A 24,794-nucleotide genomic window follows, 5' to 3' on the forward strand; every position below is an offset into this window, starting at 1 on the left:
CTTTGATGGGCGGATATTCGGTTGAGGCTGGGCTGCGTTGGAAAGTTCATTTGATCGCCATGGCGGCGTACTAGGGCGTGGCGGAACTCGCTTTTTCGGCACCAGCTTGATTACAGATGAACGAACGCCTCGATCAACTCAAAGCACGCACGGTTGGTTGACGTCAAAATGATGGCTCATTAATATCGCGCCACTATTTTGATATTGCTTTTGTCGAGGGATCGAACATGTTCTCACCCGCCTTTTGGGCGAGGTTGTGCGTGGCTTTGCTGTGCCTTTCTCCGCTTTCCCTGGCTCACGCCGCTCCAACTCCCGGTGACACCGACCTGATCCGTGAACGCCAGAATCGCTTGCTCGAAGATCAGCGTCGGCGCCTCGAAGAGCTCAAGGATCTGCCGGGCAAGGAGACCAAGCCTGCCCAGCCGACCGCACCTGCCAACACCCGTTGTTTCCACATCAAAACCATTGAACTCAAGGGCGCCGACAGCCTTTCCTCCAGCGAGCGCGAGCGCCTGCTCAAGCCCTATATCGACCAATGCCTGGGCGTGCCGCAGCTCAACGAACTGCTCAAAGTCATCACCGACTACTACATCGAGAAAGGCCTGGTCACCAGCCGTGCCTATCTGCCTCAGCAGGATTTGTCCGGCGGGCACCTGAGCGTGTTGGTAGTGGAGGGGCGACTGGAAGGCCTGAAGGGCGCCGAGAACAGCCGGTTGTCCGAGCGGGAATTGGCGATGGCGTTTCCCGGCAAGGCCGGCGACCTGGTCAACCTGCGGGAAATCGAGCAATTGGTGGACCAGCTCAATCGCCTCCCTTCGAACCAGGCCAAAATGGAGCTGACCCCTGGCCAGAACGTTGGCGGCAGTGAAGTACGCGTCACCAACGATCCATAAAAGCCTTGGCGCGCCGGCCTCTCTCGCAGCAACGACGGCCAGCGCAGCACCGGCGAACAACAGTGGGGCACTCGTTTCGAGTGGGACAGTCCGCTGGGATTAGCCGATCAATTGATGTTGCGCGGCGGCCACGATGCGATGACCGACCACCAGCACACCTCCAACAACGCCATGCTCTATTACAACTTGCCTTGGGGCTGGTGGAACGTCAGCTACACCTACAGCCAAAGCGAATACCGCTCGCAGATCGCGGCCAACGGTTTCAACTTCAAGCAGACCGGCGACAGCCAGAACCATCAGTTGCGTGTCGAACGGGTGATCCACCGCGATGCGGTGAGCAAAACCGCTCTCAACACTGGCCTGGCCTACCTGCGTACCAACAGCTACATCGAAGACAGCAAACTCGATGTCAGCAGCAATCGCCTCAGCGAAGGCCAGTTCGGCATCAACCACGGTCGCCGGGTCGGCAACGCTTTCGTCAACCTGGACCTGGGTGTGCAGCAAGGCATCGGTGCTTTCGATGCCCAAGGCGACAACGACCCAGGCCCCGGCCAAGCCGACGCCCGCTACCGCAAATACACCGCCACCGTCAGCTATCTGCAACCGTTCAAGGTGTGGGGCGAGTCCTTCAGTTTCAGCAGCTTGATAACGGGCCAGCGCAGCGAAGACGTGTTGTTCAGCCCACAACGCATGAGCCTGGGCGGGCTGTCTTCGATCCGAGGCTACAAGGATCAGTCGTTGTCCGGTGACAGCGGCGGCTACTGGCGCAACGACGTGCGCTGGAGCCGCCCGGTGACGCTGCAATGGTTGCGCCCGGTGTTCGCCGAATACGGCACCAGCCTGGGTTACGACCAGGGCGTGATCCGGGGTGATCGCTACAACGGCAGCGAACACGGGCGCATGTCCAGCAACTCGGTGGAGTTGTTCGCCCGCGGCCAATACCTGAGCGCCAGCGTCACCTTCGCCCATTCCCTGGAGCGCCCGGATGCCCTGACCGAGCGCGAAGCGCCGATCTACTTCCAACTCGACGTATCCATTTAATCAGCTGCAACGAGACCCGATCATGGACGACCGCCAATACGCCTTCCTGACCCGCCAACCCTCTGCAGCCCTGAAAAACCGCGAGCGGTTTCTCGGCATGCCCAAGCGCGGCTTGGCGTTCCTGCTGGCCAACGTCATGTTCTGGCAACCGCTGTGGGCCCAGGCCGACGGCATTGTGGTCAGCGCGCCCGGCACCGGCTTGGACCGGGCGGGCAACGGCGTGCCCATCGTCAACATCGCCAAGCCCAATGGCAGCGGCCTGTCCCACAACAAATTCACCGACTACAACGTCGGCAGCAACGGCATCATTCTCAACAACGCCATATCCCGGACCCAGTCCACGCAACTGGGCGGGATCATCCTCGGCAACCCGAACCTCAACGGCACGGCCGCCACGACCATCCTCAACGAAGTCAACGGCGGCAATCCCAGCCAACTGCGCGGCTACACCGAAGTGGCGGGGCAATCGGCCCACGTCATCGTTGCCAACCCCTACGGCATCACCTGCAACGGCTGCGGCTTCATCAACAGCCCAAAAGTGACCTTAAGCACCGGCAAACCGGTGGTGGAAAACGGTCGGTTGGATCGCTACCAGGTGGACCAGGGCAGCGTCGCCATCGAAGGCGCAGGGCTCAACGCGAACAACGTCGACCATTTCGAAATCATCACTCGCAGCGCCAAGATCAATGCCGAAATCCAGGCCAAGAACCTGACGATCGTGGCCGGTCGCAACGACGTCAACGCCGATACCTTGAATGCCACGGCCCGTGCCGACGATGGCAGCGCCAAGCCGGAACTGGCGATCGACTCCTCGGCCCTCGGCGGGATGTATGCCGGGGCCATCAAGCTGGTCGGCACCGAGGCCGGGGTTGGGGTGAAGCTGGACGGCAAGTTGATTGCCAGTGGCGGGGATATCCAGCTCGATGCCAATGGGCATTTGAGCATGGTCGATACCTCGGCCAGCGGGGCGGTTAACGTCAAGGCTACGAGTCTTGATGCGAAGGGACCGGTTTACGCCGGTACGACGTTGAATGCGCAGGCTCAAGGGGATTTGGTCAACCGGCAAACGTTGGCGGCGCGCGATGGGATTGTTTTGAATGCCGGTGGGCAGTTGAGCAACAACGGCATTATTGAAGCCGGGGTGAATGGGGATAACACGCGGAATGCTTCGGGGGATGTGAGTGTTACGGCTAATACACTCGATAACCACGGCAAGAGCATTGTTGCCAGCCGTAACCTGACGGCGAATGTTGCGCAAACGCTGAACAACCAGGGCGGCACCCTCAGCGCCGGACAAACCACCACGGTAAAAGCCGGGACGCTGGACAACCAGAACAAGGGGCGGGTGCTGAGCAACGGCGCGCTGAGCGTTACCGCTGACAAAGTGCTCAATACCCAAGGCGTGGTGAGCAGCAACGATAGCCTGACGGTTAATGTCGGCCAGTTGAATAACCACGACGGTGAAGTGTCCAGTGCCGCCACCCTTGAAGTTACCGGCACCGCCCTCGACAACAGCAACGGCCTGCTCAGCGCCAAAGGCGCCACCCGTGTGACCACGGGTACATTCGACAATACCGCCGGCGGTTATCTGATCAGTGGCGACACCCTTGACCTCACCGCCACCCAGGTCAACAACGGCGCCGCCAGCCGCATCGCCAGCGACAAGGCGCTGACCGCCAGCATCACCGGCCTGGATCAGCAGGGCGGCGAACTGTTCAGCAAAACAGCCTTGACCCTGGACCTCAACAACGGCCAGTTGAACAACCTCAAGGGCGTGATCAACGCGCCGCTCCTGGTGTTGAAAAACCTCAAGGACGTGGACAACCGTGGCGGCGAAATTTCCAGTGCCCAGGCGTTCACGCTGGCGGCCCGCAACCTCGATAACCGCGACGGCAAGTTGATCAGCAACCAGGCGCTGACCCTGCGTATCGACCAGGCGCTCAATAACATCAAGGGGCTGGTTTCCGCCCAATCCATCGACGCCCACAGCGCCAGCCTGGACAACACCGATGGCCTGATCAGCAGCCGTGGCGTCCTGGTCATGACCGTGGACGGTCAACTGATCAATCGGGACGCCGCGATCATTGCCGACGGTGACCTGCACATCGAGGCCACCCACCTCAACAACGGCGCCGGCCAGATCGCCGGCAAAACCAACGTCACGGCCACTATCGACAGTGTGAACAATCAGGGCGGCCAGATGATCGCCCTCGGCGGATTGACGCTGACCGGCGCCTCGCTGGACAACCGCACGGCAGGGCTGGTCGGGGCGACCGACACGCTGACGCTGAACGTCGGTTCGATCGACAACCGTGGCGGCGAACTGTCTGGCCACGGCGATGTTGCTTTGACCGGCGACGCGCTGGACAACAGCGACGGCGGTCAAGTCATCGCCAACGGCGCATTGGCCCTGACGGTGCAGGACGTGCTCAACCGCACCAAGGGCCTGCTCTCCGGCAAGACCGGCCTGACCTTGACCGGCGAAACGCTGGATAACAGCGGCGGCTCGCTGCTGACCCAAAAGAACCTCACCGCGCACCTCGACGGCGACCTGAACAACGCCAAGGGCGCCTTGAGCGCCGAAGGGGCGCTCGACGTTACCGCCGCCAGCCTCATCAACACCCTGGGCAGCGTTTCTAGTGCTGGGGCACTGGCGCTCACGCTTGATAACGCCGTGCTGAACCAGGGCGGCGGCATCGTCACCGATGCCGGTCTCATCCTCAAAAGCGCAAGCCTGGACAACCGCAACCAAGGCAGCATCAGCGCCAAGCAAGCGGTCACTATTGAAACCGGCGCGTTCGACAACAGCCAGGCCGGACGCCTGAGCAGCGGCGCCAACCTCGAACTCACCACGAAACAGTTGACCAACCAGGACGGCGGACGCATCGCCAGCAGCGGCGCGCTGACCGCCAGCGTCACCGGCCTCGATCAGCAGGGCGGCCAACTCTTCAGCGACACGTCGCTGAGTCTTGATCTGAACCAAGGGCAACTGAACAACCAGAACGGCTTGATCAACGCCCCCTTGCTGATGCTGAAAAACCTCAAGGGCGTCAACAACGCTGGGGGTGAAATCTCCAGCGCCCAGGCGTTCACCCTGGCCGCGCAAAACCTGATCAACGACAACGCCAAGTTGCTGAGCAACCAGGCGATGACCCTGCGCATCGACAACGCGCTGACCAACCTCAAGGGCCTGATCGCCGCCGCCGTGCTGGATGTCGAGGCCGCCAGCCTGGACAACAGCGGCGGCACCCTGACCAGCCGCGCCAACCTCGACCTGAAACTCACAGGTCCGTTGGTCAACCAGAACCAGGGCCTGATCAACGCCACTGACGCCTTGACCATCAGCACCCGCGACTTGAACAACCAGCAAGGTTCGTTGCTGGGTAGCGCCATCGCCATCGACTTCGGTGCCGCCACTGGCGATCTGAACAACGGCGCCGGCCTTATCACCACCGCCGGTGTACTCAGCCTCAAGAACCTGCGGGACCTGGACAACCAGGGCGGCGAAATCTCCAGTAGCCAGAACCTCGACCTGACGGCTCGCGATCTCAATAGCAGCGCCGGCAAACTCATCAGCAACGGTTTGCTGACCGTGAAGGCCCGCGACGTAACCAACCAGGGCGGCCTGATGTCGGGCTTCAAAGGCCTTGACCTGAGCGCCGCGAGCCTGGACAACCGCAACGCCGGCACGCTGTCGAGCCGCGACGAAGACGTGAGCGTGACCTTGAGCGGTGCGCTGCTCAACAGTGCTGACGGCGCATTGGCCGGCAAGAAAAAACTCACCATCACCGCGGCCAGCATCGACAACCGCGGCGGGATTCTGTCCAGCGGCGCCGACCAGACCTTGACCGTCACCGGTGGTTTGCTGAACAACGCCCAAGGTGGCTTGATCGACAGCGCCGCGGCCCTGGTCATGAACGCCATGACCCTGGGCAACGCGGACGGCACCGTCAACGCGCAACAAGCGTTGACCTTCACCGGCACCACCCTGGACAACACCGGCGGCACGCTGATCGGCAATGCCGCCGTGACCCTGGACCTGCTCGGCGCCCTGACCAACACCAACGGCAAGCTTGCCAGCACCGGGCCGCTGCGGGTCGAGCGCGCCACGCAGCTCGACAACCAGGGCGGCCAGATTGCCAGCCAAAGCCTGCTTACCTTGCTCATCGGCGGCCTGGACAACCGCAATCGCGGCACCGTCGCGGCCAATGACGCACTCGTCCTGGCCACCGCCGGCGCGGTTCAGAACAGCGCCGACGGCCTCATCTACAGCCAGAACGGTGCCGTGCAAATCGACGCCGACAGCCTCGCCAACGGCAAGGGCACCGTACAAAGCCAGGGCAACCTGACCCTGGTCGTCGACCAAGACATCGACAACCGGAGCGGCCGCATCCAGGCCAAGACCGGTGAGCTGAGCGTTGAAGCGCGCAACCTCGACAACCGCGGCGGCGTGCTCGCCAGCCTGCAAGGGCTGTTGAAAACCGACCTGACCGGCGTGTTGAAAAACGGCTACGACCTGAACAACAACCGCCAGGGCGGTATCACCCAGGCCCAGCGCCTGAGCCTGATCGCATTGGGTGGCCTGGACAACTACGGCGGACGCATCTCGGCCCAAACCGGCGACGTCGTCATCACCACCGGTAACTTCGACAACCGCAACGGTGGCCTCTACGCCAAAGGCAAAGTCAACGTTACGGCCAACGATTTTGACAACAGCGGCGACAACGACGGCCAGATCGCCGGCAGCCAGATCGACTTGAACCTGACCGGCGCCTTGAACAACCGACTGGGCATCATCGAGAGCGATAGCACCTTGTCGGTCAAGGCTAGGAGCCTGGACAACCAGACCGGAAAGATCCGTGCGTTGGGTACCGGCGGCAAAACCAACTTCCAGATCGGTGGTTTGTTCGATAACCGCAGTGGTGTGCTGGAAAGCGCTAATACCGATTTGAGCTTGGGTGTGGGCGACTTGCTTAATGCCGATGGCAGCGTCCTGCACATCGGCATCGGCACCTTTGGTGTCGCCACCGACAATGTCGTCAATGCCGGCGGTAGCTTCGTTACGCACGGAGCCATGACACTCAACGCTGACAGCTGGACCAACACCAGCGTACTCCAAGCCGGCACCCTGAACGTCAATGTCAACAATTTCACCCAGACCGCGACGGGACAATTGTTGGCGACAACGGCCTTTGTGGGCAGCGGAGGTAACTGGCGCAACGACGGACTGCTGGCCAGTGACGGCACATTGGTGCTGACGCTTGGCGGGACATACTCCGGTAGCGGTCGAATGACCAGTCTCGGCAACCTGACCGCTGACGCCGGGCAGTTGGAGTTGGCTGACGCCGCAAGCATCGCGGGCGGCGCGACAACCGTTATCAAAGTTGGCGGGCAATTGACCAATTACGGGCAGTTGTCATCAGCCAATGATCTAAGCGTGACGGCAGCCAACGTCAGCAACTATGGGGCGATAGCGGCCTCCAGAGATCTGACGGTTACAACCCAGGCCCTGCTTAACGCCCAAGTACCGGATGGCGGTCGTGGGTTCTTGTTCAGCGGGCGGAACATGGAGCTGCGGACGGCGTCCTTTACCAACCGTTACGCCGACGTCTACAGTCTGGGCAATCTGCTGGTCAGCGGAGCCACAGCAGGCACTTCGGCTCAAAACGTGCTCAATAGCTCCGCCAGCATTGAAGCTGGAGGGGATATCACCCTGGCTGCGGACAACATCGTCAACCAGCGCGACAAGTTCAGCATGGCGCAGGAGGTCACCGGCGGCTATATGACCATCCGGTGTGTCCAACATTGCGACGGTCCGGATACCCCGCGAGTGCGTGGCCCGGTGTTTATCTACAACACCGTAGAAAGCGTTGTCAGCGAGGACTCGCCAACCGCGACGCTGCTGGCCGGACGCAACCTGACCGTCAACAGCACAGATTTCCTGAACCAATACAGTGTGGTGTCGGCAGCCAACGACCTGTCCATCACCAGTACCAACATCACCAACAAGGCTGCGCTTTCGGCTTCCGGAACATCCGGCCATGAAGTAGGCGCGGGCACTTGGATCACCGGTGAGTATTTCTATCGACTCATTGATGAGGTCAAGGATTACAACAGGAAACACCCGCGCTCCGGACCGTTCGATCCCGTGGCATTCAACGAACTGGTCGGCAAGTTCGATCCCTCTCTGTTTTACGGCATCAACAGGCCGGTTGCTGTCCAGGCCGATGGGGCATCGGTCGCAGCGGCCATCATTCAAGCCGGTGGCACTGCGAAGCTCACCGCATCCAACGACATCAGCAGCCTGGTCGTCCTGAACACTTCTTCCAGCGTGACGGGCCGCTCCGCCAACACAAGTGTCTACAGCGCGACCCACCCCTCGGTTGTGTTGCTTAACCGTCAGTTACCGGCCGACCTGTCTCAACAGCAAGTCAACCCGGTGAGCCTGCCTGGGTTCAGCTTGCCGACTGGGCAAAATGGCCTGTTTCGCCTGAGCGGGCAGGGTGGCGGTACCTCGGCTGCCAGCGCACCGCAGAACTGGTCTTTAGGTAGCGCAAGCCTGAGCCCGGCCCAGCGCCAGCAAGCGCTGCCTGTAGGTCAAGTGCGGGATCTTGCGCTGGGCAACGTTACGCCACCGTCTGCTAGCAACATGGACCCCATCCATGCCGACACGGCGGGCGGACGAACGACCGACCTCACCGTTAACCGTGTCCAAGGCTTGCCCACGCGCACCGTGACGGCCAACCCGCACAAATACCTGATCGAAACCAATCCGCTGCTCACTGACCTCAAGCAGTTCATGAGTTCGGATTACCTGCTGGAGAACCTCGGCTACGACCCGGACGAAAGCGCCAAACGCCTGGGTGATGGTTTTTATGAACAGAAGCTGATCCAGGAAGCCGTGATCGCTCGCACCGGCCAGCGCTTCATCGACGGACAAACCTCCAACGAGGACATGTTCAAGTACCTGATGAACAACGCCATCGCCAGCAAAACAGAGCTTGATCTGGCTGTGGGTGTCAGCCTCACCTCCGAACAAGTCGCGGCCCTGACCCACGACATCGTCTGGATGGAAAGTGCCGAGGTGAATGGCGAGCAAGTCCTGGTGCCGGTGTTGTACCTGGCCAACGCCAACAACCGCCTCTCGCCGAATGGGGCGTTGATTGAGGGCAACAACCTCAACCTGGTCGCCGGCAAGAACCTGGCTAACGTAGGTACGCTGAAGGCGACCAGTAACCTGTCAGCTTCGGCGGGGGAGAATCTGGTCAACAGCGGCTTGGTGCAAGCAGGTGAGCGTCTCGACCTTTTGGCCGGCAACCATCTCGTCAACAGGGCGGGTGGCATCATCACCGGTCGGGATGTCTCTGCCACGGCGCTGATGGGGGATGTGGTCAACGAGCGCACGGTGACGTCATCGCAAATTGCCTACGGCCAGGTCCAGGATCGCAACGATTTCGCCGACAGCGCGGCGCGCATCGAAGCCGCCAATGACCTGAGCCTCTCGGCGGGCGGCAGCCTCAACAACATCGGCGGTGCCCTGCAAAGTGGGCGCGACATCCGCTTGAATGCCGGAAACGACGTCAACCTCGTCGCTGCGCAGACCGTCGACAACCTGATCCGCGACGTCAACCGCAACAGCAGCACCATCACCCAGTACGGCGCCAGCGTCAGCGCCGGGCGAGATGTATCGGCTACGGCCGGCCGGGACCTCAATGTCGTTGCCAGCCAGATCGACGCCAAGCGCGACGTCGACATGGCCGCGACCGAGAACGTCAACATCAGCTCGGCGGCGGATGAACAGCACTTTCTGTACAAGAGCAAGAAGCTGACGATCCAGGAAGACCATGTCCGGCAGGTCAAGGCCCAAATCACCGCCGGCGGCGATGTTGCCTTGGCGGCGGGCAAGAACCTGATGATGGTCGCCAGCCGGATCACGGCGGGTGACGAGGCCTACCTGGTGGCGGGGGGGAAACTGGGGTTGATCGCGGCGCAGAACAGCGATTACTCACTGTATGACGAGAAGAAAAAGGGGAGTTGGGGGAGCAAGAAGACTCAGCGTGATGAAGTGACTGATGTGAAGAACATTGGGAGTGAGATCACGACGGGGGGCGATCTGGTCATCAAGAGCGGGGATGACCAGCGATATCAGGTGGCGAAGCTTGAAAGTGGCAAGGACATCACGCTGGACAGTGGCGGTTCGATTACCTTCGAAGCCGTGAAGGATTTGCATAAAGAGGACCACGCAAAAAGCAAAAGCAGCATGGCCTGGAGCTCGATGTCGGGCAAAGGCAATACCGACGAAACACTGCGCCAGACGCAGATGGTTGCTGCCGGTGCCATTGCGATCAAAGCTGTCGATGGGTTGAACATCGACATCAAGCAGGTCAATCAAGAAAGCGTCCATCAATCGATCAAAGCCATGGTCGATGCGGACCCGCAACTGGCGTGGTTGGCCGAAGCCGAGAAGCGCGGCGATGTGGATTGGCGCAAGGTCAGGGAAGTCCACGACTCTTATAAATACAGCCACTCCGGCATGGGGCCGGCTGTGCAGATGATCATCGCGATCCTTGTCGTCTATTTCACCGCGGGTGCTGCCAGTGGCTTGATTGGCACTATGGCCGGAAGCACCGCTGCTGCTGGTTCAGGTACAGCCTTTGCAGCAGCCGGAACAGCCACCACATCAGCGGTGGCCGGTGGCGCGGCAGCTGGGTCAACCGTGGCCGCAGGTTGGGCGAACGTGGCGCTCACGGCTGTCGCAACGGGGGCTGCGAGCAACGCCACGGTCAGCTTTATCAATAACGGTGGAAATCTGGGGGCCGTATTCAAGGATGTAACTTCTTCGGATGCCTTGCGCGGTTATGTCGTGTCGGGGGTGACGGCGGGGTTGACGGCCGGCATCTTCGACAAGATGACCAGTACCACCACCTCGCTGGAGGGGGCGTTGCCGAATGCAGGCAAGGTAATTGCCGAAGGCGGCTTAGGAAGTTTGGAAGGCATCGGTCGCTTCGGCGCGAACCAGCTGTTGCAGAACGGTACGTCAACACTATTGGACCGGGCGCTGGGTGGTGACAGTCAGTTCGATAATGCCCTGCGTTCCAGTTTGGCGAATACCTTTGCTGCCGCGGGATTCAATCTCGTTGGGGATCTTGGCAAGAAATTCGATTTGAAAGAAGGGGGGCTGGCCAAGGTTGGCTTGCACGCGGTCATGGGCGGACTGGCCGCTGAGGCGGCCGGCGGTGATTTCAAAACCGGCGCATTGGCTGCGGGTGTCAATGAGTTGCTGATTGATAGCTTGGCCGAGCAGTACACCGAGATGACCTTGGAACAGAAGAATCGGCTTCTGGTGATGAACTCCCAAATAGTAGGCGTGCTTGCAGCCGCCGCGCAGGGAGGGGATGCGAAGAGCCTTCAGACCGGGTCATGGGTAGCGGGCAGTGCGACTTCCTATAACCGGCTGTTGCATTCGTCGGAGAAAAAAGCGCTTGCTGATGAGGCGAAGGCTCTAGAAGAGAAATTGGGCAAGCCCAAGTCAGATATGTCTTGGGAAGAGGTACTGCTCCTCGCGGCCAATGCTCAAGTGGATGCTACCGAAAATGCGCGATTGCAGGCACTGGTAAACAGCTTTCCCCCTGGCAACCCTGAAGGTCAGCATCTTGCGCAAGACTTGTTAAAGGCGACCAGTAGCATTCAAAGCCTAGCTGCTCGGAACACTGCCCTTACATGGAGTGATGGCCGCACAATTGTCGCCAACGGCGCCGAGGTACATGCGTTTCAGGCGACGACGGCTCAGTTTGTTGATCCGGCCTTGTTCAATACCGCCTCCCAATGGTCCAGCAACAACAATTGGGCCAATGAGCCTGAGATCGTTCCCACGGCTTGGAGGGAGCAATTCGGTCGGGACGCCGTCACTTATCTTAGGGAAATCGCTGGAGTTTCCAGTAGCCGGCAAGAGTTCGACGACCTGGTGCAAAGGGTTTCAACTATAGTCGGCGGTGGGATCGAAAGGGTTACCTGGGATTTGGATGCTGCGCTTGCAGTTACGGGGGCGCCTGCGGTATTAAGGGCCTTGCTGGCTAGGCGGCTTGCTGCGGCTGGTGTTGCTGATGCGGTGGTGGTGGGTGCAAAAGGTGCGCTCAACACATCTTTGCTTGATGAGTTAGCTGCTAATGGTGTGAAATTTACGCCAGAGAATGTCATTGCAACGACTCGCAACTCTAGCGGCCAGGTTGTATTCCTAGAGACTGGAAACTCGAAAGCCGGGTTGCAGCACATCATTGAGGAGCATGGTAGCCAATTTTCTCAGATGGGCGTGTCTGAGGCTGAGATTCCGGGTGTGGTAATGAAGGCTGTTTCTGAGGGGAAGCTCGTTGGTTATCAAGGTACTGGAACTGGGCGTCCAATTTATGAGCTAACTATAAATGGGCAGCCGCAGCGAATTGCTGTGACCGTTGGTGACAACGGATTTGTCGTCGGTGCAAATCCAAGGGGGAGCCTCAAGTGAAAAATATAAAGTTGATGCCGGATTATCAATGTCATCCTCTTTGGAATATGTCCCCCGATGAGTATGGGGATATAGCTCCTTGCGAGCTTCCTATTTCCGAAGAGCTTCAGCGGCGTTTATCAAAGTGGGCTGCCATGTACGATGAAACACTCGATTCTGATTATCCGCCAAATTCTGGGTTCAAGAGTGAAGAATTAGAGCGCGAATTCAAACAGGAGGGAGTACTGCTAGCTGAATGCTTGAGGGACGAACTGGGGCCGGATTTCTCTATTTTCCTTAAAGTTTAATTGGTGCAAAAGGAACGACAACTGATGGGGAGCTTGCTGGCGCACCTCCCAAAAAGCCATTGCTTGATGATTCGATTCCGAGAGATGGTGATCGTCTGGTCGTGAACCAAGGCCCAAGAGAAAAGGGGACAGATTTATTTTCTACAAGAGAAAAGCAAGAGAAAAGGAGACAGATTTATTTTCTAAGCCTTTGCTACGCTGGAAGCTTCCACGGAGGAGAGGTCAAATATGCCCAGGATGGGACGTATTGTTTTGCCGAATTACCCACACCATATCGTGCAACGCGGTCACAACCGTCAGGTAGTTTTTGCGGACCCCGAGGATTATCAACGCTACCTGACGGATCTGCGCGAGCTCAAGGACGCGTTTGGGGTCAGGGTCTACGCCTATTGTTTGATGACCAATCATGTTCATCTGTTACTGGCTCCGGGTGAGTCCATCGCTGGATTGGGACAGATGATGAAGGCTTTAGCGGCGCGAGCCACGCGATACCGCAATCGACTCGAAGGGCGCTCCGGTACGCTATGGGAAAGTCGTTACAAATCCAGCGTGGCGCAATCAGATGCCTATCTCCTTGCCTGTTGTCGTTACATTGAATTGAATCCCGTACGCGCTCAAATGGTGGCCGATGTGGCGGACTACCTTTGGTCGAGCTACAGAAGCAGGGTGGGTGATGGGCCTGACAGCGAATGGCTGGATGTCGATCCCTGCTTCGTTGCTCTGGGCGCTACAGCTTTGGAGCGGCGTCGTAGGTATGAGGCTTTCGTGTGCGAGGCCATACCTGCAGAGCAGGTCCGTTTGATCCGTGATGCGTTGCAGCGAGGCCAGTTGACTGGGACGGGACGCTTCGTTGATGAGGTAGAGCGGATAGTTGGTATCCGGGTAGAACAACGAGGTCAGGGGCGGCCAAGGGTGAAGACTGGAAAATAAATCCGTCCCCTTTTTGTCTTATGACGCTCACAACCGATGAGGCCCTATCAGCAGGGCAAAAATATCTCGGTCCTGAGTACAGGGAAATCGGTAAACCCGGCTCTGGGGTGTTTCACAGCGCTGATGGCACCAGAGAGTTTCGTATCGACTCAGGATCTATATGAGGAGCACATGCCCCAGGAGTTCCGCATGTGCATTTTGGAGTTAAAGACCCTATGACTGGCGAATATAATTCCAATAATCATGTTCCTTACGCGGACTAGGATATCGATATGTCTATCGCTCGGAAGGGAGTTGTTGCCACTGGTGAATATTCTGGCTGGGAAATTGTTGTTGCTGACGATCGTGATGGCGACACTGGCGGGTATTATCTCTACTTGAAGAGAAGTGATTTTGAAGGGTTTGACTACTGGTTCGAGCATGAGGCAGGGCTTCAAGCCCAGTTAGTTAATTTTGAGGTGAGATGGATGGATTAGAGTATTTAGTTGACATAGGGAAAAAGGGGGGAAAAGGGGACAGATTTATTTTCTGAGCCTTTGCTACGCTGAAAGCTTCCACGGAGGAGAGATCGAATATGCCCAGGATGGGACGTATCGTTTTGCCGAATTATCCACACCATATCGTGCAGCGCGGTCATAACCGTCAGGTGGTTTTCGCGGTTCCAGAGGATTATCAACGCTACCTGGCAGATCTGCGCGAGCTCAAGGTTGCTTTTGGAGTTAGGGTCTACGCCTATTGTTTGATGACCAATCATGTTCATCTGCTGCTGGCCCCGGGTGAGTCGATCGCTGGGTTGGGGCAGATGATGAAGGCTTTAGCGGCACGTGCCACGCGTTACCGTAATCGGCTGGAAGGGCGCTCCGGTACCCTATGGGAAAGCCGTTATAAATCCAGCGTAGTGCAATCAGACGCTTATCTTCTTGCCTGTTGTCGTTACATAGAATTGAATCCTGTACGCGCTCAAATGGTGGCCGAGGTAGCAGATTACCAATGGTCGAGCTACGGAAGCCGGATGGGGGAGAGGCCTGACAGCGGATGGCTGGATGTCGATCCCTGCTTCGTTGCTCCAGGCGCTACGACTGTGGAGCGGCGTCGTAGGTATAAGGCTTTCGTACATGAGACGATACCTACAGAGCAGGTCCGACTGATCCGTGATGCATTGCAGCGAGGTCAGTTGACCGGGACGGGGCGCTTCGTTGATGAGGTAGAGCGGATTGTCGGTATCCGGGTAGAACAACGAGGTCAGGGGCGGCCAAGGGGGAAGACGGGAAAATAAATCCGTCCCCTTTTTGCGGTCCCTTTTTGCGCTTTTTGTTTGCCTTTTCGTTTCCTATTACGATCTGTTTGCCATCTTGTCTGTCCGTTTCGCAGGAGGTTTCCACCTCTGTCTAGGATCTTTCGTACTTTTTTACGGGATGCGTCTGATTTTAGAAGGACGGTTTCGACAGTAGTCTCCGATAAACAGACACCCCGCGTCGAGTCATCGGCTCGATCAAAGCGTTGATTGGCGGGGTCGTGTCCACCGAACCTTTGTTGCGTGTTGCGCAACATGCTAGGCTTTCCATGATCAAGTCTTTTCAACACAAAGGGCTACGCAAGCTCTTCGAAACGGGCAGTACAGCAGGCGTGCAACCCGCTCACGCCAAGCGGCTACGAATGCAGCTGGCGGCCTTGAATACAGCCATGGCGATTGATGATATGGACATTCCAGGCTTCCGCCTTCACCTGCTAAAAGGCGAAATGCGTGGGCGCTGGTCAGTCATGGTGAGTGGCAACTGGCGGCTGACGTTCGGGTTTCGCGACGGAAACGCTTACGTCCTGGACTACGAGGATTACCACTGATGAACATGCACAACCCTCCTCATCCCGGGGAGTTCATTACCGAGATTTATCTGGAGCCGAACAGTGTCAGTGGTCGTGAGCTGGCAGAAAAGCTCGGTGTAGCCCCCTCGACACTGAGCCGGGTCTTGAAGGGCTCTAGCCGCGTGTCGCCCGAAATGGCATTGCGGTTGTCTGTAGCGCTTGGCCGTTCGCCGGAGAGTTGGTTAGCCATGCAGGATGCTTACGATCTGTCGGTGGCTCGTCAGCATGTTGATTTGTTGCAGGTGAGAAAGCTCGCTTTCGCCTGAGTTGTCCCCAGACGTCGCCGGAGTTGGGGACTTGAGGTGGACTCGTCGAGATCGGCCTGTCTTTTTACTCGTGGTCTGGTCCGGTTCTCGTATGGAAGCAGGACCCTCAGTTCTCATCCTTCCATTGCCGCTGTTTATGCTGGCAGGCACAGAAAGCAACTGCCGCTCAGTCGAGCGGGAGCAAGCTCCCTCGCCACGGGTACCGCGCTCGACTGGACGGGCTGATGCATCAACTGTGGCAGCAACCACGCGGCTTGGCCTCTTCATACTTATCATGATGCCTCACCCAATCCATGATCTCGTCTTCATTGCGGCCCTTGGGCGTGAGGTCGAGGTAGTTGTAGGTGCCGACGAGGATGTCGAGGCCGCGGGCGTAGGTGGAGTAGGTGTGGAAGATGTCGCCGGCTTCGTTGCGATAGAAGACGCTCAGGCCGGGGAGTTCGCCTTCGGTGGTGTCGGTTTTTTCGTAGTTGTAGGTGGCCTTTCCGGCGGCGGTGTCTTCGGTTTTGAAGCTGACGGCGAAGTCGTAGTTGAAGTCGCAGCCTTGCGACGAGACCCAATCGAAGGCCCAGCCCATGCGGCGTTTGAAGGGTTGGAATTCGGTGAAGGGCGCGCGGGAGACGGCTACGACGGCGACGTCGTGGTGGGCCAGGTGTTGGTTGGCGCCGTCGATGTGGTCGGACAGGAACGAGCAGCCTTGGCAGCCTTCGGTCCAGCCGGGGCCGAACATGAAGTGGTAGATGATCAGTTGGCTGCGGCCGCCGAACAGGTCGGCGAGGCTCAGTTCGCCGTGGGGGCCTTGGAAGCGGTAGGGTTTGTCGATTTTTACCCAGGGCAGGGCGCGGCGTTCGGCGCTGAGTTTGTCTCGTTCACAGGTGAAGGCTTTTTCGTGGGCCAGGTGTTCGCGGCGGGCGGCGAGCCATTCTTCACGCGAGACGACCGGAGGGTGCTCGATGTTCATGGGGCTTATCCTCAGGGATTCAATTATCGACGTTTGCAATGCCTAGTCGTTTGGCCGGCCACGGTTTCGACACACCGTTGGTCGGCTGGCTGGTGGAACCGTTGGAAAACCAAGCTGAACGGCGCTGAACCGCCTCGGTCACACCTTAAGTAGGCATCTCACTCTTTAAGCATTAGAGGATGGACCAGGATGACGACTTATAACTGGGACTTGATCGAACGGTTGCTGCACGAAGTGCAGAACGGCGCCGGCCACAGTTTTACCCCTCGGCCCTACGCGGAGCAGCACGCGGCGGAAAAGGCGGCTCAGGGCGAGGAAATCGAGAACCTTGATCATCTGAAAGCGGTCGCCGGAGAGTACGAAAAATTACTGCTGGAGCGTGGGTATATCGAGCCTCGGCCGGAGGAAGAGGGCGGCAATGGCGAAAACTTCGTGCTGACGCCTCGCGGCTCGCGGTTGTTGAGCCTGATCGACAGCAGCATTCCGGGCAATGATCATCCGCGTCAGGTGCTGGATGAACAGGAAGATGCGCTGGATGAGTTTACCTTTGATGATTTGGCTTCGAAGGCGCAGATTGCCTGAAAGGCTGGCACTGAACCGTGTGGGAGCGAGCTTGCTCGCGATGGCCATTAAACAGGCAAAACACCTGTTGAATGTCAGGCCGCTATCGCGAGCAAGCTCGCTCCCACATTGGTTCTTCCACATGGATCTCAGTGGTTTATGATCGTGCTGCCTTCAAGCATTTCAGATCACTGAAATCCTTCTTCACTCCATCAATCTTCTGCAACAACCGTTCACGCTGCGCCGGGGTGCTGTCGGCCATCAGGTCCACCAACAGGCTGCGGGCCTGGGCTTCGGTTTTGTTGTAGGCCTCGCGATAAGCGGGCGTCCACAGGCTCTCGCGGTTTACCAGCAGTTGCTCGATACGTTTCGGGAAGTCGGGGCTGTGGCGTTGGGCGACGGCCTCGCTGAACTGGTTTTGCCAGTGGGCGCGGTTGGCGATCCATTGCTGGTTTTGATCGCCAAGAGCGTTAGACCAAGCCATCACACGCCGGCGCTGGGCATCGTTGAGCGGGCCGATCCAGTCGTTGAGCCGTTTCTCCATGCGCTCGGCACGTTCCTGGATCTGCTGCTGCAACGTCGGCTTGAGGTATTCGCGCTGACGCTTTTGTTGATCCTTGACGAACGCGGCGTCCATGTCGGCGACTTGTTCGTCGCTCAGGCCTTGCAGCAGTTCGATGGCCGACGGGGTGATTGCCCGGGCGGTTTCGGCGATGGCGGCCTTGGCTTCGCGGGTGCGTTGCTGCAGGGCTTCGTCGGTTACCGCGTTGGTTTGCACCATGGTCTTCAGGCGGTCCAGCCAATCGAGGTAGCCTGGCAGTTGCGTGGTGCAGTGCCAGCTCAGGTGCTCCTTGAGGCGATCGTCGAACCAGTCCTTTTGCTCGCCGTTGATCTCCAGGTAATCGTTGAGGGTCCAGGGAATGATCAGGTCGAGGTTGCGGTAGGCCAGGCCGACACGGCTGCAAGCGGTGAGTGTCAGCAGCAGGGCGATGAACATGGCGGTGCGTGTTAACCAGCGCGACATGAGCGGGTCCTTGCGAAGGCGGAGGTGATTTGTTTGAGCATGGCAGGCGCGCGGCAGTTCAGCCGAACGAATAAGTAACGCTTAGTAAAAAGGATGGGCCATCTTCAGGGTCAGCAGGCTGTCGCATTCGCTGTTGTGCCCGGAATAGGCCGAGCAACTGCTGCCGCTGAGGCTTGAGTCGCTGTAGATCAGGTCCAGGTCGATGCCTTTCCAGGGACGGGATATTTTCAACGACCAGTCGCTGAAACTGCCTACGTAACCATTCTCCACCGAGACCGGGGTATTAAGCTGGTGGGTGGTGTACTTGGCGCTGATGCCGATGCCGAAGGGCACGTTACCACCGAGGTCGGCGAACAGGGTGCTGTTCTGTTTGTCCGGGTCGTTGCTCAAGGCCGCACCGAAGCGGCTGCCTAGAATGGTCAGGCCGCCATAAAATTCCTGGCTGTCGAGGGTATCGACGGTGGGGTAGCTGTAGTGGATCAGGCCGACTTCGTAACCCAAGGTCTGGTCGAAGGGTTGTTTGAAACCCATGTAGGAATCGACTTCCAGGTCAGCGGAGAAGCCGGCGCTGGGTGACCATTGTCCGACGTACCAGCCGCTGTCATGGCTCAGGTCCAGGCCGCCATGGAACGAGCCGGTGCTCGACGGCGTGACGAGGCCCTGGGCCATGCTGCGGCTGGGTGTGGTGCCGAGTTTAAGGTCGAAGTCACCGAGCTCACGCTGAAACACCTGCCCATAAGAAGCAGGGCAAGGGAGCAGACTGAACGCCAGCAGGACAACAGGAATGCGCAATGCTTCACTCCATGAATAGCGAGGAGCAGGGAACCGTAACCAAGCTGAAACGCTTGAGCTAGAGAGGTGCAAGCATACCGGCGAATGCTCGACCGAGATGGCCGTTCGTCGATTTTTGCGGGGAAGGGGGCTGAGAGAGGGGTTCCAGTCCAAGCGCTTCGAGATTCAAAGCGCTTTGGGACCAGGTGACGCGGGGATTACTTCTTGCCCAGGCTGATCTGCTTGGACGGGCCGAATGTCTGGCCGCTGACACCTTTGGCAATCTGCTGGATTTCACCGCCGGACTTGAGGAACGCAGCGATCTGGTCGTTGATCGACTCGCTGGTTTCAACGGCTGGAGCTGGCTTTGCTTTGCTGTTGGATGCTTTTACGCGCATGACGGCCATTAACCTATGGATAATTAATTGGGCCAGGCATCGTACAGGAAATACTTGACAATTGCTTGGCAAATATCCCCCTGAATTATTTGCAGCAGGGCTGGAATATCGACCGACTCATGCCTGTGTATTGACCTAAGCCACTGTTTTAAATAACAACCTGTCTTGAAAATTAAAACGTAAGCGGGGCGATTCAAACCCAGTGTCTTCTGACGAATGGCCGCCTGCGGGCCAAAAAGCCAGAAAAATCAAGGGGCGCACGCCGATCGATGCTGGCGGCGACGAATCGCACGCCAAAACCGGGTAGAATGCCGCCCACGTAACGAGGGTATTTGGAAATGGCTTTAGTCGGGCGCTACAACAGTTTGCAAGTGGTTAAACATACTAACTTCGGTTTATATCTGGACGGCGGCGCGGACGGTGAAATCCTGCTGCCCAACCGTTATATCCCCAAGGATATTCCCAGCGAAGATGAAGACTGGCTCAATGTTTTCATTTATCTGGACAGCGACGACAAACTGATCGCTACGACAGAAAAACCAAAAGTCCAGGTGGGCGAATTCGCCAGTCTGAAAGTGGTTGAAGTCAACAGCATCGGCGTGTTCCTGGACTGGGGCCTGCCCAAGGATTTGCTGTTGCCGTATTCCGAAGAGAAACGCCAGCTGACCGCCGGCGAGTACTGCGTGGTCCATGTCTATCTGGACAAGCACACCCGCCGCATCACCGCGACGGCACGCCTGGATCGTTATCTGGACAAGACCCCGGCCAACTACACGCCTGGTCAGGAAGTGGATTTGCTGGTCGCCGAAGCCACCGACATGGGCTTCAAGGCAATCATCAATAACAAGCACTGGGGCTTGATCCACAAGAACGAAATCTTCAAGTTCATGCGCGCCGGCAAACAGGAAAAGGGCTTTATCAAGGAAGTCCGTCCGGACGGCAAGATCAGCCTGAGCTTGCAGCCGGTGGGCCAGGAAGCGGCGACCAGCCTCAACGCCAAGATTCTTGCCAAGTTGCGTGAGAACAACGGCACGCTCGCGGTGAGCGACAAGAGCGATCCTGCGCTGATCACCAGTCTGTTTGGCGTCAGCAAGGGCAACTTCAAGAAAGCCATTGGTGCGCTGTACAAGAATGGCCAGATTATCATTCATGCTGATCGTATTGAGCTGACTTGATCGTTAGGCCGAGCAAACCACCGTTGGCTAGGTCATCCTGTGGCGAGGGGATTTATCCCCGCTGGGCTGCGAAGCAGCCCTGATTCGAACGCCTCGGTGTACCTGCCAGATTGAGTGGTTATTCTTGGGGCTGCTCCGCAGCCCAGCGGGGATAAATCCCCTCGCCACAAATCTTCGCTGTATACAAAAATCCTTGCACCTTAACCATGCACCCGCGCCCCGTTCGTGGGCGTTCTGTTGTGTTCGTTCGGTTTTTACCTGCGCTGAAAAGCGCGGTTTGTCTCGTATCCACCATCCATGGCACGCATTCTGCGTAGGAACCCGTATACAAACCACGCCGGCTCCCGTGCGCAGTGTGGTGGACAATCAAACGCGGGAGCACGGCGGCCACCCAAGGAGCCCCGCAATGTCCGAGCAATTGCCCAACGGCTACAGCCCCCGCCTCTATAACGAAGACCTGGGCCCGCTGCCGCAGAAATGGAATTGGTACAACATCTTCGCGTTCTGGATGAGTGATGTGCACAGCGTCGGCGGTTATGTGTTTGCTGCCAGCCTGTTCGCCTTGGGCCTGGCGAGTTGGCAGGTGCTGATTGCCTTGCTCGGCGGGATTTGTATCGTGCAGTTGATCGCCAACCTGGTCGCCAAGCCGAGCCAGCAAGCGGCGGTGCCTTATCCGGTCATTTGCAGGCTGGCGTTCGGCGTGTTCGGGGCGAACATCCCGGCGGTCATTCGTGGGCTGATCGCCGTGGCTTGGTATGGGATCCAGACGTACCTGGCGTCCAGCGCTCTGATCATCGTGGTCCTGCGGTTCTTTCCTTCGATGGAAGTCTACGCGACGCCACATTTTGCAGGTTTGTCCTACCTCGGCTGGTTCGGTTTCCTTGGGCTGTGGTTTGTCCAGGCGCTGGTGTTCTGGACGGGCATGGAGTCGATCCGTCGCTTCATCGACTGGGCCGGGCCGGTGGTGTATGCCGTGATGTTCCTGCTGGCCGGCTGGATCGTCTGGAAGGCCGGCTGGAGCAACATCAGTTTTACCTTGGCGGAAAAATCGCTGTCCGGCTGGCAGGCATTCGGCCAAGTGATCGTGGCAACGGCCCTGGTTGTGTCGTACTTTTCCGGCCCTACCTTGAATTTCGGTGATTTCAGCCGGTACTGCCGGAGCATGTCCGACGTACGTCGCGGCAATTTCTGGGGGCTACCGGTGAATTTCCTGGCCTTTTCCCTGGTGACCGTGGTGATCGTTTCCGGGACGTTGCCAGTGTTCGGCGAGATGCTCCACGACCCGATCGCCACCGTGGCACGCATCGACAACGACGTGGCCGTCTTGCTGGGAGCCTTTGCGTTCGTCACCGCAACCATTGGCATCAACATCGTCGCCAACTTCGTGTCCCCGGCTTTTGATTTCGCCAACGTCGCGCCGAGCAAGATCAGCTGGCGCGCCGGCGGCATGATCGCGGCAGTGGCCTCGATTTTCATCACGCCTTGGAACCTGTTCAATAACCCTGAAGTGATCCACTACACCCTGGACGTGCTAGCGGCGTTTATTGGCCCGCTTTTCGGGATCCTGCTGGTGGATTACTACCTGATCAAGAAGCAGCAGATCGACGTTGATTCGCTATTCAATGACGGCCCGAGCGGGCGCTATTACTACAGCGGAGGCATTAACTGGACAGCAGTCAAAGCGTTGATCCCGGCGACGCTGATGGGCGTGGCGATCACTTTCACACCGTTCCTCCAACCAATGGCCAACTTTGCCTGGTTCACCGGTTGCTTCCTTGGAGGCGTGTTGTATTTCGCCTTGGCCCGACGCCAACCCTTCCTACACCTGAACCCGTCGTTAAACCCGGTCGGCCCGGCTTGATCAGCGCAGGGCGGTCTGGGCGCAAGGTTTCACCGCGCTCGCATTGGTGGGCCGCAGCAACAGGCCGCCCGCAAGCACTAGGCCGCTGCCGGCAACGATCAATGCCGGTTGCAAGCCGCCGCTGAAGTGACTGCTCAGAGCCGCCAATAGGGGGCCGCTGAGTTGGCCGACGGCGAAGCATGCGGTCAACAAACCGATGTTGCGCTGAGTGGCGTGGGGCGCCAGTTCCCGGGCGCACATCACCATCAGTTGCATGCAGGCCAGGAACGGGGCGCCACACAGGATCACGCCCAGCGCCAGGCCCGCGCCACTGGCCAGCAGGCAGGCAAACACGCCCGCGGCTTGCAGCCATAAAGTGGCCATCAACCAGCGGGCAGTGGTGTCCGGGTTCGGCCGGCGCAGACTCACCAACAGCACGCCCGTGGCGGCCGCCAGGCCGAAACAAGGCCAGAACAGATCCGCCTGCCATTGCCCGTGGAACTGCGCCGAAGCCATCTGCGACAGGAACGTCGCCGGTATGATGTAGCCCACGCCATAGAAGGCGTAGACCACGCAAAGCCGGGCGATGCCGCGATTGCTGGATGCAACGACGGATGCTGCAGGGGCGGCTGCCGACGTGGGTTTCGGCAGGGCCGGCAGGATCACCAGCAACATCAACAGTGCCGCGCCGGCATATACCAGCCACAAGACATCGGAGGTCTGGCCCAGCAGGTTCGAGCCAAGGGCCAACAAGCCTGTCAGAAAAATCCCCAGCCCCGGTCCGGCGAATACCAGTGCACCAAGGCGTGGCCGTCCCGCCGCCGCAGCCAAGGGTTGGCTGAGGGCGGTGATCATCACCATCACCCAAGCGCTCGCCACGCCTGTGCCGAAGCGCAGCGCCAAGTGCGGCCAGAAGCCCCAGGCCCAGAACGACGCCAGCGTCAGCAGCACGCACAACCACAGGCCGCCCAATAAACGCCGCTGTACCTGTTCGGCGCGACGAGCAAACATGGCGTCCAGCGCCCCGAGAAAATAACCCAGGTAGTTGGCGGCAGCGATCAGACCGGCGGCGGTCAAGTCCACCTGGCCTTCGCCGATCAAATGAGGTAACTGCGGTGTAAGGGCGAAGCGGCCGATGCCCATGGCCATCATCAGGGCTATGAAACTGGCGAGCAGGCGAATCAAGGGCGACATGGTCGTACTCCAGCGCTGAGGCGAATGACCGTCAGGCTAGGACTGATTGACTTTCATTAAAAATGAATAATAGTGAGTAACTTGTTCTTTTCTGGAGAAGGTCATGGAGTTCAGCCAACTTAGAATTTTCCAGGCCGTGGCCGAGGAAGGTTCGATCACCCGGGCTGCCGAGCGCTTGCATCGGGTGCCGTCGAACTTGTCGACGCGGCTCAAACAGCTCGAAGAGCAGTTGGGCGTGGATCTTTTCCTAAGAGAGCGTCAGCGTTTGCAATTGTCGCCTGCGGGAAAAGTCCTGTTGGACTATGCGACCAAGCTGTTTGCCCTGCATGACGAAGCCCACGCGGCGGTGCAGGGCGGTCAGCCGGCCGGGGATTTCCTGCTCGGCACCATGTACAGCACGGCAGCGACGCATTTGCCTGATCTGCTGGCGGCTTATCACCGGGCCTACCCGGCGGTGAACCTGCAAGTGCAATCGGGGCCGAGTGGCGAATTGCTTGAAGGCCTGCTCACCAATCGCCTCGACGCGGCGCTGGTGGACGGCCCGCTGGAACTGGCGGGGCTCGATGGCGTGCCGTTGTGCGACGAGCGGCTGGTGCTGATCACCGAGGCTGACCACGCACCGGTACGCAGTGCGCTGGACGTGCAAGGCCGCGCAGTGTTCACCTTTCGCCGGGGCTGTTCGTACCGGATGCGCCTGGAGGCCTGGTTTGCCCATGATCATGCAACCATGGGGCGGGCGATGGAGATCGAGTCGTACCAGGGAATGCTGGCGTGTGTCATCGCCGGGTCCGGGGTGGCGCTGATGTCCGAGTCGATGCTCGCCAGCCTGCCGGGGCGCGAGCGTGTGATGGTCCATCCACTGGCCGAGCCATTTGCGAGTGCGACAACGTGGTTGATGTGGCGTAAAGGCATGGTCGGAGCCAACCTGAACGCCTGGATCGAGATGCAACAACAAGCGTGGCCGCGGGCGCCAATGATGACGGCGCAATCGGCTTGAACTCACAGCCTGGGATTCGGATCAATTCAGTAACAGATCATTGCAATCTGTAACGAGCATTGCGTAGGACTTCGGACTATTATCAGTGCGAA

General features: G+C 58.8%; 16 protein-coding genes and 1 pseudogene. 12 read left to right on the forward strand and 5 right to left on the reverse strand.

The annotated features are described in order from the left end of the window. Positions 1-227: 227 nt before the first annotated feature. The 8 genes and pseudogenes from J3P92_RS07675 to J3P92_RS07710 all read left to right on the forward strand — a co-directional run bounded on the left by J3P92_RS07675 (position 228) and on the right by J3P92_RS07710 (position 15,781). Positions 228-1,934, forward strand: a pseudogene (locus J3P92_RS07675) (ShlB/FhaC/HecB family hemolysin secretion/activation protein). A gap of 22 nt (positions 1,935-1,956) precedes the next feature. Next, entirely contained in the window at positions 1,957-12,435 is a 10,479-nt protein-coding gene (locus tag J3P92_RS07680; protein WP_434650257.1) for a filamentous hemagglutinin N-terminal domain-containing protein, read from the forward strand. After that, positions 12,432-12,722, forward strand: coding sequence for a hypothetical protein (locus J3P92_RS07685; protein WP_434650258.1), 291 nt, complete (start codon positions 12,432-12,434; stop codon positions 12,720-12,722). The genes J3P92_RS07680 and J3P92_RS07685 overlap by 4 nt, the downstream gene beginning before the upstream one ends. Positions 12,723-12,950: 228 nt before the next feature. Further along, entirely contained in the window at positions 12,951-13,652 is a 702-nt protein-coding gene (locus tag J3P92_RS07690; protein WP_434650259.1) for a transposase, read from the forward strand. Between the two features lie 272 nt (positions 13,653-13,924). Further along, positions 13,925-14,128 carry a hypothetical protein gene (locus tag J3P92_RS07695; protein ID WP_434650261.1) on the forward strand — a complete coding sequence of 68 codons (204 nt, stop codon included), beginning with the start codon at positions 13,925-13,927 and terminating at the stop codon, positions 14,126-14,128. Positions 14,129-14,226: 98 nt separating this feature from the next. Beyond that, a complete protein-coding gene (locus tag J3P92_RS07700; protein ID WP_434650263.1) occupies positions 14,227-14,928 on the forward strand; it encodes a transposase in 702 nt (233 codons plus the stop codon). 287 nt (positions 14,929-15,215) lie between these two features. Next, entirely contained in the window at positions 15,216-15,494 is a 279-nt protein-coding gene (locus J3P92_RS07705) for a type II toxin-antitoxin system RelE/ParE family toxin (RefSeq protein ID WP_434651109.1), read from the forward strand. Beyond that, complete coding sequence (locus J3P92_RS07710; protein ID WP_434650264.1) at positions 15,494-15,781, forward strand: HigA family addiction module antitoxin; 288 nt, start codon at positions 15,494-15,496, stop codon at positions 15,779-15,781. Before J3P92_RS07705 ends, J3P92_RS07710 begins: the two co-directional genes overlap by 1 nt. A 229-nt stretch (positions 15,782-16,010) precedes the next feature. Here J3P92_RS07710 and J3P92_RS07715 read toward each other — a convergent pair whose 3' ends face one another. Further along, positions 16,011-16,742 (reverse strand): DUF899 domain-containing protein, encoded by a 732-nt coding sequence (locus tag J3P92_RS07715; RefSeq protein ID WP_434650266.1) that lies wholly within the window; start codon positions 16,740-16,742, stop codon positions 16,011-16,013. A 189-nt stretch (positions 16,743-16,931) separates the two neighbouring features. Between J3P92_RS07715 and J3P92_RS07720 the strand changes: the two genes are divergently transcribed. Continuing rightward, a complete protein-coding gene (locus J3P92_RS07720) occupies positions 16,932-17,324 on the forward strand; it encodes a hypothetical protein (RefSeq protein WP_030141150.1) in 393 nt (130 codons plus the stop codon). A 136-nt stretch (positions 17,325-17,460) separates the two neighbouring features. Here J3P92_RS07720 and J3P92_RS07725 read toward each other — a convergent pair whose 3' ends face one another. From J3P92_RS07725 to J3P92_RS07735, 3 genes are all read right to left on the reverse strand, one after another. Beyond that, the gene (locus tag J3P92_RS07725) at positions 17,461-18,327 is read right to left on the reverse strand and encodes a DUF6279 family lipoprotein (RefSeq protein WP_434650268.1); all 867 of its coding nucleotides are present in this window, start codon (positions 18,325-18,327) and stop codon (positions 17,461-17,463) included. 81 nt (positions 18,328-18,408) lie between these two features. Then, positions 18,409-19,119, reverse strand: a complete 711-nt coding sequence (locus tag J3P92_RS07730; RefSeq protein ID WP_434650270.1) for a TorF family putative porin — start codon at positions 19,117-19,119, stop codon at positions 18,409-18,411. A 197-nt stretch (positions 19,120-19,316) separates the two neighbouring features. Beyond that, positions 19,317-19,505, reverse strand: coding sequence for a hypothetical protein (locus J3P92_RS07735; RefSeq protein WP_018607615.1), 189 nt, complete (start codon positions 19,503-19,505; stop codon positions 19,317-19,319). 329 nt (positions 19,506-19,834) lie between these two features. Between J3P92_RS07735 and J3P92_RS07740 the strand changes: the two genes are divergently transcribed. Together J3P92_RS07740 and J3P92_RS07745 are read left to right on the forward strand one after the other, a co-directional pair. Next, on the forward strand, positions 19,835-20,671 hold the full coding sequence (locus J3P92_RS07740; protein ID WP_434610199.1) for a CvfB family protein: 837 nt from the start codon (positions 19,835-19,837) through the stop codon (positions 20,669-20,671). 406 nt (positions 20,672-21,077) lie between these two features. Next, positions 21,078-22,532, forward strand: a complete 1,455-nt coding sequence (locus J3P92_RS07745) for an NCS1 family nucleobase:cation symporter-1 (protein ID WP_434650272.1) — start codon at positions 21,078-21,080, stop codon at positions 22,530-22,532. On the opposite strand, the gene J3P92_RS07750 is transcribed toward J3P92_RS07745, so the two are convergent. Then, positions 22,533-23,705, reverse strand: coding sequence for an MFS transporter (locus J3P92_RS07750; protein WP_434650273.1), 1,173 nt, complete (start codon positions 23,703-23,705; stop codon positions 22,533-22,535). 103 nt (positions 23,706-23,808) lie between these two features. Between J3P92_RS07750 and ptrR the strand changes: the two genes are divergently transcribed. Continuing rightward, positions 23,809-24,702 carry a putrescine utilization regulator PtrR gene (gene ptrR / locus J3P92_RS07755; RefSeq protein WP_434562929.1) on the forward strand — a complete coding sequence of 298 codons (894 nt, stop codon included), beginning with the start codon at positions 23,809-23,811 and terminating at the stop codon, positions 24,700-24,702. Positions 24,703-24,794 lie beyond the last annotated feature (92 nt).

Origin of the sequence: Pseudomonas sp. D3-27 (assembly GCF_051132165.1) — a bacterium.
GTDB lineage: Bacteria > Pseudomonadota > Gammaproteobacteria > Pseudomonadales > Pseudomonadaceae > Aquipseudomonas.

Bases quoted from the DNA above. Each gene is read 5' to 3' on its own strand.
- J3P92_RS07680 (WP_434650257.1), top strand. From the start codon at position 1,957: ATGGACGACCGCCAATACGCCTTCCTGACCCGCCAACCCTCTGCAGCC.
- J3P92_RS07690 (WP_434650259.1), top strand. From the start codon at position 12,951: ATGCCCAGGATGGGACGTATTGTTTTGCCGAATTACCCACACCATATC.
- J3P92_RS07695 (WP_434650261.1), top strand. From the start codon at position 13,925: ATGTCTATCGCTCGGAAGGGAGTTGTTGCCACTGGTGAATATTCTGGC.
- J3P92_RS07700 (WP_434650263.1), top strand. From the start codon at position 14,227: ATGCCCAGGATGGGACGTATCGTTTTGCCGAATTATCCACACCATATC.
- J3P92_RS07705 (WP_434651109.1), top strand. From the start codon at position 15,216: ATGATCAAGTCTTTTCAACACAAAGGGCTACGCAAGCTCTTCGAAACG.
- J3P92_RS07710 (WP_434650264.1), top strand. From the start codon at position 15,494: ATGAACATGCACAACCCTCCTCATCCCGGGGAGTTCATTACCGAGATT.
- J3P92_RS07715 (WP_434650266.1), bottom strand. From the start codon at position 16,742: ATGAACATCGAGCACCCTCCGGTCGTCTCGCGTGAAGAATGGCTCGCC.
- J3P92_RS07720 (WP_030141150.1), top strand. From the start codon at position 16,932: ATGACGACTTATAACTGGGACTTGATCGAACGGTTGCTGCACGAAGTG.
- J3P92_RS07725 (WP_434650268.1), bottom strand. From the start codon at position 18,327: ATGTCGCGCTGGTTAACACGCACCGCCATGTTCATCGCCCTGCTGCTG.
- J3P92_RS07735 (WP_018607615.1), bottom strand. From the start codon at position 19,505: ATGGCCGTCATGCGCGTAAAAGCATCCAACAGCAAAGCAAAGCCAGCT.
- J3P92_RS07740 (WP_434610199.1), top strand. From the start codon at position 19,835: ATGGCTTTAGTCGGGCGCTACAACAGTTTGCAAGTGGTTAAACATACT.
- J3P92_RS07745 (WP_434650272.1), top strand. From the start codon at position 21,078: ATGTCCGAGCAATTGCCCAACGGCTACAGCCCCCGCCTCTATAACGAA.
- J3P92_RS07750 (WP_434650273.1), bottom strand. From the start codon at position 23,705: ATGTCGCCCTTGATTCGCCTGCTCGCCAGTTTCATAGCCCTGATGATG.
- ptrR (WP_434562929.1), top strand. From the start codon at position 23,809: ATGGAGTTCAGCCAACTTAGAATTTTCCAGGCCGTGGCCGAGGAAGGT.